Source organism: Simkania sp. (assembly GCF_965215465.1).
Taxonomy (GTDB): Bacteria; Chlamydiota; Chlamydiia; order Chlamydiales; family Simkaniaceae; genus Simkania.
The window spans coordinates 2,069,372-2,085,288 of the sequence record NZ_OZ244056.1; the positions used below are offsets into that span (position 1 = coordinate 2,069,372).

11 protein-coding genes are annotated in these 15,917 nt (G+C 42.6%); 7 read left to right on the plus strand and 4 right to left on the minus strand.

The features are described 5' to 3' along the window. Positions 1-32: 32 nt before the first annotated feature. From ACOOFG_RS09690 to dnaA, 5 genes are all read left to right on the plus strand, one after another. Positions 33-1,475, plus strand: coding sequence for an SDR family oxidoreductase (locus ACOOFG_RS09690; RefSeq protein ID WP_420421267.1), 1,443 nt, complete (start codon positions 33-35; stop codon positions 1,473-1,475). Next, positions 1,472-2,389, plus strand: a complete 918-nt coding sequence (uvsE, locus tag ACOOFG_RS09695; protein ID WP_420421268.1) for a UV DNA damage repair endonuclease UvsE — start codon at positions 1,472-1,474, stop codon at positions 2,387-2,389. The genes ACOOFG_RS09690 and uvsE overlap by 4 nt, the downstream gene beginning before the upstream one ends. Further along, on the plus strand, positions 2,386-3,564 hold the full coding sequence (locus tag ACOOFG_RS09700; RefSeq protein WP_420421269.1) for a multidrug effflux MFS transporter: 1,179 nt from the start codon (positions 2,386-2,388) through the stop codon (positions 3,562-3,564). Before uvsE ends, ACOOFG_RS09700 begins: the two co-directional genes overlap by 4 nt. 215 nt (positions 3,565-3,779) lie before the next feature. After that, on the plus strand, positions 3,780-4,883 hold the full coding sequence (locus ACOOFG_RS09705; RefSeq protein ID WP_420421270.1) for a Glu/Leu/Phe/Val family dehydrogenase: 1,104 nt from the start codon (positions 3,780-3,782) through the stop codon (positions 4,881-4,883). A 90-nt stretch (positions 4,884-4,973) separates the two neighbouring features. Continuing rightward, complete coding sequence (dnaA, locus tag ACOOFG_RS09710) at positions 4,974-6,311, plus strand: chromosomal replication initiator protein DnaA (RefSeq protein WP_420421271.1); 1,338 nt, start codon at positions 4,974-4,976, stop codon at positions 6,309-6,311. A gap of 14 nt (positions 6,312-6,325) precedes the next feature. Here the strand turns inward: dnaA and ACOOFG_RS09715 are convergent, their stop codons facing one another. Beyond that, positions 6,326-7,231 carry a hypothetical protein gene (locus tag ACOOFG_RS09715; RefSeq protein WP_420421272.1) on the minus strand — a complete coding sequence of 302 codons (906 nt, stop codon included), beginning with the start codon at positions 7,229-7,231 and terminating at the stop codon, positions 6,326-6,328. A gap of 168 nt (positions 7,232-7,399) precedes the next feature. Between ACOOFG_RS09715 and ACOOFG_RS09720 the strand changes: the two genes are divergently transcribed. Together ACOOFG_RS09720 and ACOOFG_RS09725 are read left to right on the plus strand one after the other, a co-directional pair. Then, positions 7,400-8,275, plus strand: a complete 876-nt coding sequence (locus tag ACOOFG_RS09720; RefSeq protein WP_420421273.1) for a hypothetical protein — start codon at positions 7,400-7,402, stop codon at positions 8,273-8,275. Positions 8,276-8,549: 274 nt separating this feature from the next. Further along, positions 8,550-9,338, plus strand: coding sequence for a hypothetical protein (locus ACOOFG_RS09725; protein ID WP_420421274.1), 789 nt, complete (start codon positions 8,550-8,552; stop codon positions 9,336-9,338). A 300-nt stretch (positions 9,339-9,638) separates the two neighbouring features. On the opposite strand, the gene ACOOFG_RS09730 is transcribed toward ACOOFG_RS09725, so the two are convergent. The 3 genes from ACOOFG_RS09730 to ACOOFG_RS09740 are packed head-to-tail and all read right to left on the minus strand — an operon-like array spanning position 9,639 to position 15,855. Continuing rightward, the gene (locus ACOOFG_RS09730) at positions 9,639-10,055 is read right to left on the minus strand and encodes a hypothetical protein (RefSeq protein WP_420421275.1); all 417 of its coding nucleotides are present in this window, start codon (positions 10,053-10,055) and stop codon (positions 9,639-9,641) included. A gap of 29 nt (positions 10,056-10,084) precedes the next feature. Next, positions 10,085-10,774: a double zinc ribbon domain-containing protein gene (locus ACOOFG_RS09735; protein WP_420421276.1), complete on the minus strand. Its 690-nt coding sequence runs from the start codon at positions 10,772-10,774 to the stop codon at positions 10,085-10,087. Beyond that, a complete protein-coding gene (locus ACOOFG_RS09740) occupies positions 10,771-15,855 on the minus strand; it encodes a hypothetical protein (protein WP_420421277.1) in 5,085 nt (1,694 codons plus the stop codon). The genes ACOOFG_RS09735 and ACOOFG_RS09740 overlap by 4 nt, the downstream gene beginning before the upstream one ends. Between the last annotated feature and the right edge of the window lie 62 nt (positions 15,856-15,917).

Here is a 15,917-nt window from a genome sequence, read left to right on the forward strand (position 1 = left end):
ACTAAGCAATTCAGATAAGCTAGATTAAATGCATGCGTATACTACTTACCGGAGCAAACGGTTACATAGGGACAAGACTTCTTGCTTTCCTTTTAAAGGAAGGCCACGAAGTCGTGGCTCTCGCACGCCGCCCCAACAGCGTTCGTATTCCAGAAGGCTTTGAAAAGCAAGTGACAGTGCTTGCTGCCGATCTACTAGATAAAAAATCTCTAGAAATCGTTCCCAAAGATATCGACGCAGCGTACTACCTCGTCCATTCAATGGCCCGTAAGTACGATGATTTTGAGCATCTTGACCAGAAAGCTGCCCAATATTTTGTCGAAATGCTGAACACGACAAATTGCAAGCAAGTGATTTATCTCACGGGGCTTATTTCAGGTGACTCCCTGTCAAAACATTTACGGTCTCGCCTCGAAGTGGAGACAATTTTAAAAACAGCAAACTGCCCTCTTACCTCTTTGCGAGCTGGGATCATTATCGGCAGCGGAAGCGCTTCCTTTGAGATCATTCGTGATTTAGTGGAAAAGTTGCCCATCATGGTGACGCCAAAGTGGGTCCTGAGCCGCTGCCAGCCCATCGCAGTTCGGGATGTCATTGATTACCTCATCAAAGTGTTAGGACATAAAGATTGCTTGGGACAAACATTCGATATTGGTGGGCCGGATGTGTTGACCTACGAAGATATGCTTTTAGGCTATGCCAGAATTCGGAAACTCGTCCGCCTGATTCTCCCTATCCCAGTGTTAACTCCTCGCCTCTCCTCTTATTGGCTTATTTTGATCACCTCAACAAACTACTTTTTAGCTCGATCTCTCATAGAAAGTGTCAAAAATGATGCCATCTGCACAGAAAACAGGATTCATTCAATCATTCCAAAAAAATGCATGAATTATCAAGAGGGTCTCAAGCAAGCTCTGGATAAAATTGCAGCAGACCAAGTCTTGTCGACTTGGAAGGACAGCTGGACCTCAAGTGACCTTGGCGAACTGACAGCTCATGATGTCGAAGTGCCCAAACACGGCTGCCTCTCCATGGGCGTAAGTACTCCTTTTAGAGCACATCCAGAAGAGGTGTTTGAGCGTGTGCAACAACTTGGAGATAAAAAGGGGTGGTGTTACATGAATTGGGCATGGCGCTACCGAGGCTTTTTCGACCGAGCCATTGGAGGCGTTGGGATGCGCAAAGGACGTCGCAGTCAAAAGGAACTCAAGCCAGGTGATGTTGTTGACTTTTGGCGCGTTCTCCATGTCGACAAAAAAAAATATCGACTTGTGCTTCTCGCCGAAATGAAAGTTCCCGGCGACGCTTGGTTAGAATTTAAAATCGAGCAAACAGAAAAAGGCTATGCCCTGGTTCAAACAGCCATTTTTCGACCGAAAGGGGTCTTGGGTCGCATTTATTGGTACATCTTTTATCCCGTTCACCTAATTATGTTCCCAGGCATGTCCCGCAAACTCATTAAAGGGCTGACATGATTCGTCTGGGCCTTTGTTGTATTTTTCATGAAGAACCGATCAAATTCCGTACCACAACAGCAGCTTATTTAGGCCGCATCGAAAAGCCGTATGACCATCTCGACACCATTGTGGGAGACAACATTCGAGCACTGATGGAAGCCATGACTTACTGCGTCTCGCATGACATTGGATCGTTTCGCATCAACAGTCAGTTTCTTCCTCTTTGTTCTCACCCAGACTGGAAGTATACGATTGCCGATTTACCCAGCGGCAAAACGCACCTAGCAGAGATCGAAAAGTGTCGACTTTTCCGCGAAAAGCAAGGATTACGCCTTGTTTTACACCCTGACCAATTTGTCGTGCTCAACTCCCCTAAAAAAGACGTCGTAGAAAATTCTATTGCAGAGCTCACTTACCACGCGATGCTGGCTGATTTACTCGGGATTGATGTGATTAACATTCATGGAGGAGGCGTCTACGGAAACAAAGCTGAAGCCCTTGCCCGGTTGAAAAGTCATTATGGATCGCTTGCTGCAAATATTAAAGAGCGCTTGACGTTTGAAAACGATGATAAGAGTTATACGCCGGCTGATTTGCTTCCCATTTGCAACGAACTAGGAGCTCCTTTTGTCTACGACGTGCACCACCACCGCTGTCTAAAAGACGACATGCTCATTCAAGAAGCAACAGGTGCTGCGCTTAAGACATGGAATCGAGAACCTCTTTTTCATATTTCTAGTCCCTTAGAAGGCTGGGACGGGCCCAAACCCCAACGGCATCATGATTTCATTGATCCCACAGACTTCCCTGATTGCTGGGAAAATCTCAACCTCACAGTTGAAATCGAAGCAAAAGCCAAAGAAGTTGCGATTCAGAAGCTGCAGTACGATTTAAAACTTCGAAACATTTCAATTTGGAAAGCTTCCACATGAAACAACATGTGTTTCTGTTTTCAATCATTGTTTTAGCCGCTTGTTTGACACAGTTTGCTTCAGACATTTACGCCCCCTCACTTCCAGGGATTGCAGTCAGTCTGCAAACAGACATGGACTGGGTGCAATGGAGCCTTTCTATTTATATGGTAGGTGTGGCTCTCTCCCAATTGATTTATGGACCTATTTCTGAAGGGATCGGAAGAAAAAAACCGATTCTTGTTGGACTCTTCATTTTGCTTTTTGGAAGCATTATTTGCGCCTTTGCTCAAAACATTTTCTTTCTGATTTTAGGAAGATTGATTCAAGGATGTGGCGCGGGAGCTGTTGCAGCACTTTGGCGCTCGATTTTTCGCGACATTTTTAAGGGAGAAGAGCTCGCAAAATACACATCACATCTCGTGATTTTCGTCATGTTCATCATTCCAGCTGCACCAGCACTCGGGGGTTACTTTGAACATTATTTGGGATGGCGCTCAACGTTCCTTTTCATGCTTTGTTACACTGTTGTGACACTTTGCGCGGTGGGTTGGGGACTTAGAGAAACCAATGTTCACTTGCATCGGGAACGTTTGAAACTCAGTTACATTTTCCCGACCTACCTATCCCTTTTAAAAAGCCCTTTATTCATGGGCATCACAGCCTGCACATTTTTAACCTACGGCGCTTTTTTCTCTTGGTTTGTTGCAGGGCCTGTCTTGCTCATTAAGCTTGCAGGTCTCACTCCCGTTGAATTTGGATGGGTCACACTGATTGGAGGAGGCTGTGCTTATGTTTTATCGGGCTACTTGAATGGAAAGTGCGTTGGCCGGTTTGGAATGAAAAACATGATGCGATTTGGCTGGGCTGTTTGTATCGTTTCAGGGCTATTCATGCTTCTCACTTTTTTCGTCCATGGAGTACAAGCTTGGAGCATTATCGCAAGCGTTGTTGCATTTTACTTTGGTTCAACTTTCATTTGGCCCAATGCGTTTTCCATAGCTTTTACCCCTTTTGGAAAGATCGCAGGTTATGCTGGCGCTTTGTATGGATCGATGCAAATTGGAGGTGCTGCGGCACTTGGAAGCCTCGTCTCTTTCCTTCCAGATCACAACCAATTGCCTTTAGCAATTGTCTTTATCGTAGCACCAAGTCTTGCCTGGGGAATTTTCACCACGCTAAGCCTTAAGGAATAATTCGCTTTCTGCTATAGACGCTTCTAGATACTGTCGTCACGAGAGGGACAATAAAGAAGCGGCTCATGGAAGAAAAGTTCAAGGCGGCTGATTCCGGAAGCCCAAATCGGGCTTTCGAATGAAGGCAACGATGAAATTTTCTCCAAGAGTCGTTTAAGGATTGGCCAACTTGTGACGACACTATCTAGAGTCAAAAAAGATGAGGCAAAGTGGCTATGAAGCAAGAAGATATTATTGTTCCTGGTTATGAAAAAATTGTAAAATTTACAGAACCCCTCTCTGGGTTGAATGCAATCATTGCCGTTCACAACACAACGTTAGGACCAGGGCTAGGTGGAACCCGCATTTACCCCTATCCAAATTTTGACCATGCTCTAACGGATGTTTTACGTCTTTCGAAAGGCATGACATACAAAGCAGGAATGGCAAATGTTGGCTTAGGTGGGGCTAAGAGTGTGATCATTGCAGATCCAAAAACCAATAAATCACCGGCTCTTCTTCATGCTTTTGGGGAAGCGGTCAATACATTTGGAGGAAAATACATTTGCGCAGAGGATGTGGGAAGTAACATAGAAGACATCCACACAATTCTAAACACAACTAAATACGCATGTGGAGCGGGATATGAATTGGGAAGTGGTGACCCCTCTATCTTCACAGCCTGGGGAATTGTTCGCGGAATGAAATCCATTTTCAAGCATCTTGAAAACCACACATCCTTAGAAGACAAAACGATTGCAATCCAAGGTTTAGGTAACGTTGGTAAACATTTGGTAAATCTCCTATTTTGGGAAGGAGCAAAACTCATTGTCGCAGATGTTAACGAAAAGGCTCTATCGGGATGTTTCCATCGTTACGAAGCAGAAGTCGTCAGCCCAGAAGAAATTCTCTTTGTCGATTGTGATATTCTCTCACCGTGTGCAATGGGAGGAATTTTAAATAAAGAAACCATTCCTAAATTACGTTGCCAAGCCATTGCAGGTTCAGCCAACAATCAATTATTACACCCGTCTGATGCAGATCAATTAAACAATCGAGGCATTTTTTACGCGCCTGACTTTGTCATCAACGCAGGAGGACTGATCAATGTGTCGCGAGAACTTTCTCCTGAAGGATACCAAGCTTGTGAATCACGAAAAATGACACAGGAAATTCATCAAAATCTGTTAGAGATTTTTCAAATTGCAAACAAAAAGAAAATCTCCACTCATCTTGCAGCAACAGAAATGGTCGATTATCGCTTAGAACATTGCATTGGAAAGAGAAGCGTAGAGCCTGTTTTCCATTTTGGTCCAGACACTTCGCGAAAGGTTTCTTAAGCAAACGATTTTTGGGTGGGAATATTGTGGCAAAAAGGGTATACTTCGCACTAAGAACGTCACAAAAATATCGCCTTAATTGGTTTGCTAATGTTAACCCACTCACTTGAAGAAACATGGTCTGAATTCTTACGCTTGATGAAAGAGCGGTGCAGTCGTGTTGAGTATGCAAACTGGATTGCTCCCATCCAATTAAACACTGAATCTGACAAGCCGGTTTTGCTCGTTCCCAATGTTTTTGTGCACGAATACTTACTCGACAATTACCGCGAAGAACTTTGCACTTTTTTTGGCGCGAGCAAAAAAGGTGAACCTGATTTGCAATTTATTGTGCAAGAGCTCAAACAAGAGAAACCCAAAGTCACTTCAAAGCCACGCCCCCGCACTGAAAAAGTGCCTTTTGAACAGGAAATGAAACTCAATGAAAACTACACATTTGATCATTTCATTGAAGGGCCTTCAAATCAATTTATCAAGTCTGCTTGCTTAGGTGTCGCTTCCAAACCAGGAAAATCGTACAACCCTCTCTTCATTCATGGAGGGGTCGGTCTTGGAAAAACCCATTTGTTGCATGCCATCGGACATGTGCTCAAAAGTCAGCACAAAAAACTCCGTTTTCAATGCATCACAACTGAAGGATTTATCAACGATTTAGTGTTTCACTTACGGAATAAGTCTGTCGATAAAATGAAACGGTACTTTCGCAATTTAGATGTCTTACTCGTCGACGACATTCAATTTTTACAAAACCGACTCAACTTCGAAGAAGAGTTTTGCAACACGTTTGAAACTTTGATCAACCAAAACAAACAAATTGTCATCACAAGTGATAAACCCCCGGGTCAACTGAAACTTTCCGAACGAATGATAGCGCGAATGGAGTGGGGTCTTGTTGCTCATATTGGCATGCCTGATGTCGAAACACGCGTTGCGATTCTGCAACATAAAGCGGAACAAAAAGGGTTCAAAATCTCTAATCACATTGCGTTTTACATTGCAGAACACATCTTCAACAATGTCCGTCAGCTCGAAGGGGCTGTCAATCGCCTAGGAGCCTACTGTCGCCTGATGCATCTCGAGGCAACTGAAGAAGTCGTCGACAACACTCTCGGTGAAATGTTTCAATCTGCGCCACAAAAACGGGTGTCGGTCGATCGCATTCTAACAAGCGTCTCCTCGATGTTTAACGTCAGCGAAAGCGACCTGCGCGGCTCGAAGCGAAGCAAAGACATTGCAACCGCAAGACAGATTGCCATGTATCTTGCCAAAGAGCTTATTGGAGAGTCCCTGACAAAAATTGCCTCAGCATTTGGTGGAAAAAAACACTCAACACTTTTACATGCATGGAAAAAAGTGTCTAAAGAGCTTGAAAGCAACGAGCGCCTCCGCCGCCAAATTCAAATGACACGCCAAAACATCGAAGCTTAAGTCGCTCAAGCTGTTTAAAACAATGCGCTCAAAGTTGACGCTGTCATGTCATAAACATCATAAGGTGAAAAACCCATAGAGGCTCCTACAGCAAATAATGCAGCTCCACCAATAAAGATCGCACTCGCAACGACCGTGCGTGACATTCGTTGCGTTTTTTGCTCGCGAAACATTCTCGGGAGGCGCAAAGCCTCTTGGCCTGAAGTCTCTACACCATTTTCATAAACAACAGATGTTTCTTGTCCTTTTAGCTTTTTCGAACCACCTTTCAAACTTGTGACTCGAAGCCCCGTTTGATTTGGAACTTCTTCGAAAACAGGAATGCCCAAACCGTATACTAACTCTTGGAAAGCCAAAACCTTTGTTTGAGGGCAAACTTTTGAAGTCACACAAGCAAAATTGTTCTGTACTGATTTGTTACCTGTTGCGCAACCGCTCAGTCCAAGAACCGATCCTTCATCTAAAATTGAGCTCAATCGATCTATGATTTCTACTCTTTCGGATGCAGATAAATTAGGGTCTGTTGAGACAATGTTATCGCCTGAAACCTCAAAATCTTCTAAACACCATGGATTGCCATGGCCACGAATCAAGATGAGATCTGGATGCCTTAAGTCTTGCGAAGTGTGCTCAAGAAACCCTTGATTCCCTATGACCGTGGTGACTTCATACCCTGCATTTTCTAAGCGCAGGAAACTTATTTCATGACTCTCTTGGCCAAATTTTGAGGAGAGTCCAGGGTCGTCTAGATCCATTTTAATCCAGTAATAGGCAACTTTTTTAGCTGTTTCTTGCGTCTGCTCCTGAGTATCAGCAACTTCTAAAGCAGCATTAGAAACACCCTCTGATTCTATTTGAAATGATTGACCTTCAAATGTTTGAGATAATTTTGAATGATTTGACTCTAGCGTAGCAGCCATTCTTCTACCCTTCTTTCCATCTTCAATTACAAACAATTATAACAAAGTCAAAATATTATTTAAATAATTAATAATTATTGTTTTAATAATTAACTAATTAAAAATTTAAAAAGTTTACATTTAATAGGCTATGAACTAGGCTTTTACCTCATAATCCTGGAGGAAAAAATGGTCTCATATGTGTCTCAAGCAATAAGTTGGACATGGGAAACCCTTTACCCCACCACCCATGTAGAAATAGACCTAAACGAAATCGACCCTTATACGACTGAAACATTTCAAGCTCTTCAAAATGAACGATTTGAGAATGGAAACGCTTACTACATCTGCCTAGTTAAAGAAGAAGGAAGGACTTATCTTTTTGATGCTGAATTGTTTATATTAGACTGCATCAAAGCCGGCAATCAGATTGTTGCGAACCCCCTCAGTCGCCACCCAATTGGAAATTTCGAAATCTACGTCTCCACCCCTCAGGAGCCAAGATTCAAATTCGACATGGGTAATGAAGCACTCAAACCTGAAAATCGTATTCCAATTTTCCTAACTGATTCAGGATTTACAGATATTGATCGTCGATTTTTAATCGAAACACGAGCGGGAAAGCTCATGAAAAAGGATAAGGTTGAAGAAGCAAAGAGGCTCTATCTCATTGCATCAGAGATGGGAAGTGTCTCAGCAAAACTCAGCCTGGCACATCTCTATACAAAAGAAGGTAAAGATGAAAATGCTGTCCAACTTTTCTCCTATTGCTTTGAGAACGAAGTAGATAAAATAAACGTACATAATGTTCTCTTATCTGCAAAACTTCTCTGGGATCTTAAAGCTTACAGCCTTGCAGTTAAATTCTATCAAGTGGCTGCTATACGAGAGAGTCAATATGGACTGGCCTTCCTCATTAATATCCTAGAAGGAGAGCAAGAAACTCACTTTCCCAAAGATTTGACTCAGGCAAAAGAGTGGCGCCAAAAACTCCCCCCTGAGTGGAGGGAAAAGCCAATTGCAGAATACTTTGCTCACCTTAGTGCTTGCGCCTGCGCCAAATGACACGTCAAAACATCGAAGCTTAAGTCACTCAAGCTGTTAAACCAAAGAGCTCGTAGTTGATGCGGGCATCTATAGGGTGCGAAAAACCCATAGAAGCTCCTAGATCAAACAATACAGAAATAGACCTAAATGAACTTGATTCACACACACCCCGCCTTAAATAATTCATAATAAATAGTTTAAATAAATATATTAATTTTAAAAGGTTAGATAATAGCACTCTATATTAACACAAGTAATTAACAATAAATAAATTAAAAAATAAATCACAAAAATGTTAAAAATTAAATTATTATTTGATATAATAGAACTATCATTAGGAAAGATGGAAAAAAAGGGGAGAAATATGACTGGTACAACAAGTCTAAGTTACGATAGTTCAAACTACAGTAGCCTAAGTAACCATAGTTTATACGACAGTAGTCAAAGTTACGATAGTTCAAACTATAGTAGTCAAAGCGGTAGTCCACCTAAACCTATTACATGTAAGAAACCTGCTACAACAAGGCCAAAAGGCTACGATATGATAGCTGACGCCAACGAAACCAATGCCGTAACGACGAGTTTACCTTGGCGAGCGACTATAGGTGTCGCCTCCTGCTTGTTACGCGCTCCAGTTTATGGGCTTGCAGCGACTATTCTACTTGCAAAAATGGCACTTAAGGTCATACCTGCTATAGGGATTGCTATCTATGAAGGTCTATCAGGCAAAACAGTCCAAAGTAGTTTGTCATTTAGAGGGATCGCTATGGATGGAATAATTGCGGCTAAGTATCTTGATAAAATGGGAAGCTCAATTGTGGCAGGACTATTTATTCCTCCAAAGAAATATCACTCATTGGCAGACGCTTTTAAACATGTTGGAAAATTCGCCATATTAGGAGAACACCAAAAAATCTCTGTTACAAACGAAACAGGTCCAAAACATTCATTGACCGACATTGCATCAACACTTCTTGGCAAGAGAGCATCTTATTCAAAGATTGTCACTCATCAAGATAATGTCACGGACACTAATCCATTTTTTGGCAGAGCTGGATTAGAGCAAGTTAAAGCCGGCTAAGTTCTATATGGAGTCAGAGTAGAAAAAGATCTTTAGAATGGCTTCAAAGAGCTATTTAAGCTTGAATTTGGCGACGGAGATGCTCTTTGACACTTTTTCAATAGGTGTCAAAGTGTTGAGCGTTTTTTGCCGCCAAATCTCTTTGCATTTTTGTCAGAAACTCTCCGATGAGCTCGTGTGCAGTCCACCATTGCCTGCTTTGGCAGCGCTAATTGAAACATTTTATTGAGAGTCTCAAGACGGACTTCAAATACTATGTTCCTCAACATATAATAGCTATGAGTTAAAAAGCTCAAAGCATTAATGCGGGGGATTAATCCAATGAAAGACCCGAAAGCCAAAAACCGCACCAACAACTGGAACCATTTCGGTTGCATGATGCTCAATATGGCAGCAGAAAAAGATCGCAGCGATGATCAGAGACAGCCTCGGATCAAACTTGAGTCTGTAACTTTGGGCCACTATATCAGTACAACCTGAAGCACACGTTTCTGGCGTTTGGGAAAGATCTTCCGACAGTTGGGGCCAATCTTTGATCACTCGGCCTCCGAGGTGAAGACCCAGCCCAACGACAGACCATTTTGCAAAAGTTTGAGGTAATGCTTTAACAGCAAGAGCTGTAATGGCTACTGCGCAAAGAAAGCGCACTGTTTCATAATGTTCGGGAAGTTTGGGCGCATGAACTGGCCCACATCTTGTTCTACTACAACATGACATATGACACCCTCGTAAAAAAAGAAATGATCTTACATCCGGCGATCAAATAATGCCAAGGTATAAATCGTTTTGGGAAAAAGAGATAAAATGGCATCGCGAGCAAAGCGTATGGTATCACTATCGCGCACCATATCGGAAATCAGTAAAACCTTTTTGTCTGTGAGATTGCCTTGGATGAAGGTCTTGATACGAAAGCCGTAAGCAATCCCCTTTTCCTGAGTCGTTAAAAGGGGACGAAAAGGGACCGATAGGATTTTACTAAGCGCTTTTGCAATGAGGTAGTTGGGCTGTCTTTTCAGTGACAGCATCTCAAGGCGACTGTCAGGAATAGGCACGACTGCATCGGGATAAGGCCACGAAAGACCTTTCCATTTCACGACAAGAAGCGAAGCAAAGATTTTAGCAACATCTTCACTTTCATAAACTCGCAGCTGTTCATGCAAACTATAAGCCGGCCCCTCTGGAAAAAAGCATGAGCTAAAAGGCATCAGATAACTGGGACGTTTGCGACACTCTTTACATTGTAAGCTCACGCGATCCCGTTTAGGCCTCCCACACGTTTGACAGGCTAGGGTTGAATCGATCCATTCAATTTGGTCAAAGCAACTTGTGCAAATCCACTTATCCTTTCCAAAGGTTTGACGATTACAATGGAGGCAAAAAGAGGGATATAAAAACTGAGACAGGGATCTGATGATGGCTTTTGCTAATTGGGTCATTTCAAACTGTAGCGAATGTCTTCAAATGTTCCAGCAATCGAAAGAGTAAAGGGCTCAGTGATTTTAAGAAGAACGTATTGCTTCATCTTAATATTGATATTGAGATTCCCATCTAAATCAATAAATGAGGGCTCTGACGGGGAAAGGTAAAACTTTGAGCGCTTTCCTTCACTATAACTATCGGAGAGTTGCGTCAGGTAAACTTTTCCATCTGCCATGACATAATCAAGCCTCCCTTTGATGGGAACGAGCAACCCCATGTCTAACCCCAAACGTCCTAAGATTTCAAAAGGAATGTCGAGAATGTTGTAATCACTTTTAAAGGTATTGGTAAAGTTTAAGCTACCTTTTCCAGTAAAGCTCTTTGCATCTCCCAAAACGCCTCGAATGTTATGAAAACTCATATCTCGAATATGCAGAGGTTTGATTTGCCCCTGGTAGCGGCCAGCTTTTTTCAGCAAGCTCGGACGGAAATTTTGGGCGACAATACGAGGAATTGAAACTTTCCATTTCTGATCTTCAACTTTTGTCACACGAAGATCATCAATAGAAAAAATTCCCGAAACATCACTTAAATTGAGTTTTGTCAATTCGATGTGATCCGTATGTATGGAAATCTCACTGAGTAGGGTTTCCATTTCTGACCCCATCAATTGAAATCGTTTTCCTTTGAGATAACCAGTAAAGTGGGAATCTAAGAGTTTTTCTTTTGAAATGATCCAATCCCCACTTAGCTCATACCCTTTGCCTATTTCAAATTCCTGAATCGTCTCTTGCAACGACTTAGGGAGAACCTTTGCCAAGGTAGGAACATCGATCTTAAGCTGCCCCGTTAACACCATTTGATCTAAAAAGGATCCTCTTGGATTGTGATGAAAAGAAAAATCAAGACCGCTCACAGCCCCTTCAATGCTTTGAATGAAAAAGCCTTCGTTTGCGTTCCAATTACTCACAATGGTCAATGGGTGAACCGTTGCATGATCTTCAACAAGGGTTTCTTGCAGCATAATGCGTGTCTTTAAATGGGGAAGAAGACTCACTTCTGCATGCAGATCAAACGGGTGATCATCCAGCAAGGTATTCATTCTAAGCTCTATTTCCCCACCAGTGAGGTAGTAGCGAAAATCATTTAGGTACCACGCCTTATCTCCAATCCAATAGTACCCTTCTTTCAATCGGCCTTGGACTTCGGCTCTTTCTCCAAATTTGAAATCAAATGTCAGTTCCATTTGATTGTCCCATTTAAAGGGCTGATCAAATAGGGTTAAATACCCTTCTCCAGCTCCTAAATAGGGAAGAGCGTTTGTAGCACCTAAATGGTGCACCATTTCAGGCGGAAGCACGAGTTTAAACTCCGTTCCGCTCCAGTCTTTAGATTCGAAGTTATAACCTAACTTTTCAAATTCACACTTGGCCCAATGTTGATTAGATCGAGGGTGAAAAAAGTGGAATAAAGCTCCACCAATTTCGAATCCACTTTCTTGTGAGAAGTGAAGGTGGATGGGCTTGGCACTTTCAACTCGCAAGCGTCCCTTCGAAAAGTCTTTTCCGAGAAGTTGCAACTGAGCATCTAAGCTCCAATCTTTTAGCCCATTTGAAAGGTTGCATTCGAGATTGCCACTTGTGGCTAATTGCCCCATCAAATAGCTCAGATCATAGTCGCCCAAATTGGGAACAATTTTGAGAAGTTCACTCAAGTCAACATTCAAGTGTTTAAGAGGCAGCTTCACTACCCCATTTTCTTTATCAAAAAGTCCTTTTTCTCCACGGAGCTTACAATTTTTCCAATCGACGTAAAAGGTAGGAATTTCCCAGGCATCTTTTTCTTTGATCATATGGGCGGTCATTGTCAATGAACCCGCAGAAAAGTGGTCGAGTTTAAACTCATTGCCTTTTCTTTCTGCATGAATGTAGAGCTTTTCCCAATCAATTGTTCCAAAAGCAAAGTGGTCACTTTTTGCTTCAAATGAAAAAGCCTCATCCGCTTCGCTCAAGTACACTTTTAGGTGAGTGGCTCCTTCGAATCGCGGGCTTTGCATTTCTTCTAAGGTGGAGGATTTGAGGGGAAGTAATCCTGCATGAACAAGAAAATCTAAGTGGTGATACAGATCCCGCGATGACAAATCGGTTTCAAAATCTAAACAGCGGATTTTTCCTTCATCACCTATCGAAAATTTCCGAAAATCAACTTTTGCTCCAAAAAAACGGGTCAATTCGGGGTCGATGTGTATCTGGAACTCTTTTTTATCTTCATCACGTCTTGCGTCCCCTACCAAACGACAAATGTCATGTGTTGGAGTTTCTAATCGAAGATCGTAATCCCAAGCCCCCTCTTTGAAGTCTGCGCGAGCTACTGGAACATTGAGGTGGTAGTTCTTTGGAGATTCAGCTCCTCCTAAGCGCAAGTAGCCATCACTTTCTATCAAACTAAGAACCTGATCTCTCCAAGACCATTCAAAGCGAGTGGTGAGCCCTTCAAATGAGCAGGTTGGTGTGACGGGATAGGTGCCATTATGCAAGGTCATACTCACTTCCCAACCCAGCATTTCTTCTCGATCGCCAACAAAAGCTCGCAGTACCATTCCATTTTCCCCGCTTGTCACCTCCCCACCTAAAGGAAGATCAAGTGTTGAAAAAGGAGCAAAGTGGCGTAAAAACTTTTGAATCGCTAGTGTCGACCCTTTGACTTCATCTGTTTTAATGCAAAGCTCTGCATAGTCCCCATATTGATAATCGAGAGAAATAGCTCCTTTGAATGAAGTGCCTTGAGCAGTAGCTACAACGTTTTGAAACTCGAAAAAATTTCCTTCTAAATCCAGTTCACTACTAAATGAATCGAACTCGATTCCAAAAGACTTCTCGATCAGTTTTGCGTTTTTAAGCGGCAGTTTTCCAAACCATTGCCCAGTTTCGAAATCATACCGAAAGTGGCAAGAGGGAGCTTTTTCGCCGCCATAGCCTGCTTCTAAATGAACCTCGGGAGATGTGTAAATCAGATCAGAGGGATCCAGACTAAGAGCGACTTTTTCTCGATTGAGAGTTCCTTCAAGCCCTGCACTTCCCTGAATCCTCCAAGTTTTTTCAAAAAACTCTAATGGCAGATTAATGGTCTCTGCAGAGAGAGTTTCCGCTTTAAACCAACCCAGGGTGAGCCCCTTTAAAAACCCTGCACGCAAAAGCTCTGCCATCTCCCACTTCACTCCAAAAAGAACTGAGTCGGTTGGAAAACTTTCTCGAACCATGTCTAAATTCCCTTCCACAGACAGCTCTTCTCTCGTCGTCCTAAGATGAATATCGAAATCTAAAGCGAGCTTTTCATCAAATTGTGGAGAGGCATTTTTTCTCTCCTGGCCTAAAAGCTCAAAAAGAGCTTTGGGAGTGAGACCAAAATCTAAGTTTACATTGAGATGGGTATAGAGCCCTTCCAAATGGATATCGGATTCTATGCCATTGACCTCTGCAGTGACTTTCGATGGTTTCATGTATTGATCATGCATTGATAGATCTGCATCGAGCCCTGTAACATGGACATTCCCAAAGCCATTAAAGGCTCCTTCATGAATCTTTAAGGCCCAAAAAGTTCCATCAAAAAAATCTGCACTTGAAAAGTCAAACTCTCCATTGCCTCTCATCTGTTTTGCAGAAAAGAGAAGGTCGTGTTTATGATCTCTAAGCTGCGCTTGATCAACTTTAAGTTTTTTGACATCTAAAGATTGAAACCGGCGGTTTTCAATGAGCCCTACAAGAGATCCTGCAAAACTTCCTTGCTCAAGGGCATAGGGATTTAGATGAGGATACTTGATTTTCACAAGGCGCTGCACAAGGTCTACGGGATCGCCGGAAATGTTTTGAAAACGGCTTTCAAACTGGTACTTCTTCAGGCCCAATGATGTGAAAGACATGTACGTTGACATCTTTTCGCCCCCTTCTTCGTGAAGAGAGAGATCAACAGCCATTTTCCAATTTTGATCATTTTCAATGAGCCCCTCACCTACAAGACGCAAAGGATATTCGCGTCCATCTTTGGTAAACAGGCCATGAAAGTCTGCCAAAGGTTGATTACGATGACTAAATTGAAGCTTTCCTCGAAGTTCTACTAATCCCTGATCAACGTGAGTTTGAGGATCTTCAAAAGAGATCTTTGCTCCATAAAACTCTCCGTCTCCGACAAAGTAAGGCCAAATTTTTTCAAAAAAGGGATGAGAGGTCCATCGGCCCATTTCATCATTTGAGGTAAAATGCTCCCGCCAATTGATTTGATACGCTGTGAACGCAACACCATAACGGGCATGATTTAAGGTAAAGTCGATGAGTTTTAGATCATACTGAATGTGAGAGATTTGATTTGTGGGACTCAGCCCAAATGCAAGCCCGCCTGAGAGGTTCCCCTGAGTCAGTTGGATCGCCGGATCGATGGGAAGCGAAAAAAAGCGCGCCATTGAGACCATCCAAGGCAGATGCAATTCATTAAAATGGACATCGAATTCAAAGTCATGATCACGCTTAAAAAAATGCGCTTTTAGTGGGGCGTTTTCGAGAGCTTCTTCGGAATGCGCTAGGAGTAATGTCCCTTCCCGATCAACACCTTGTCGAGTTTCGATTGAGAAATAGGCCTCCATTGCAAGGTCTTGATTGAGAGCGATCTTTCCACGATTGACGAAAATTTCTTTTTTAAAAAGTAACTGTTCACAAAGAGCATAAAGCCCCTTTTTTCTTTTTTTCTCATCTCGCTTGGCATCGAGCAACGCAATTTCTGGAGAGTCAATCACAAGCTGAGACCCAAAATGAAAAGGGAAGAATTGGAGGGAAAAAACAAAACGGAGATCTTCAACCTTCACGTCAAAGCCCGAGGATTTCTCCGCACTTTGCCTAGAAAGACTCACATGATGCAAGACAAACGCCCCTTTTTCCCAGTGTCCACTTTCATAGTCGACAACAAGACTCTCACCTTTAGGGAGACGAGAAGTTAAAAAGAACTTCACCCCATAACAAATCAGGGTGTGGTGAAAAATAGCAAAAGCAAAGACAAACACGCAGAGAAGAGAAAAAATGATTGTGCGTCTTTTGGAAATGCGGTTCATGCCACCTCAGTAGATTTCACACTCATGATAGGCGCTCGTCGAAAAATTATCCATAGCTCTCT

Bases quoted from the DNA above. Each gene is read 5' to 3' on its own strand.
- ACOOFG_RS09725 (WP_420421274.1), top strand. From the start codon at position 8,550: ATGTTAAAAATTAAATTATTATTTGATATAATAGAACTATCATTAGGA.
- ACOOFG_RS09690 (WP_420421267.1), top strand. From the start codon at position 33: ATGCGTATACTACTTACCGGAGCAAACGGTTACATAGGGACAAGACTT.
- ACOOFG_RS09740 (WP_420421277.1), bottom strand. From the start codon at position 15,855: ATGAACCGCATTTCCAAAAGACGCACAATCATTTTTTCTCTTCTCTGC.
- ACOOFG_RS09730 (WP_420421275.1), bottom strand. From the start codon at position 10,055: ATGTCATGTTGTAGTAGAACAAGATGTGGGCCAGTTCATGCGCCCAAA.
- ACOOFG_RS09715 (WP_420421272.1), bottom strand. From the start codon at position 7,231: ATGGCTGCTACGCTAGAGTCAAATCATTCAAAATTATCTCAAACATTT.
- ACOOFG_RS09735 (WP_420421276.1), bottom strand. From the start codon at position 10,774: ATGACCCAATTAGCAAAAGCCATCATCAGATCCCTGTCTCAGTTTTTA.
- uvsE (WP_420421268.1), top strand. From the start codon at position 1,472: ATGATTCGTCTGGGCCTTTGTTGTATTTTTCATGAAGAACCGATCAAA.
- ACOOFG_RS09700 (WP_420421269.1), top strand. From the start codon at position 2,386: ATGAAACAACATGTGTTTCTGTTTTCAATCATTGTTTTAGCCGCTTGT.
- ACOOFG_RS09705 (WP_420421270.1), top strand. From the start codon at position 3,780: ATGAAGCAAGAAGATATTATTGTTCCTGGTTATGAAAAAATTGTAAAA.
- dnaA (WP_420421271.1), top strand. From the start codon at position 4,974: ATGTTAACCCACTCACTTGAAGAAACATGGTCTGAATTCTTACGCTTG.
- ACOOFG_RS09720 (WP_420421273.1), top strand. From the start codon at position 7,400: ATGGTCTCATATGTGTCTCAAGCAATAAGTTGGACATGGGAAACCCTT.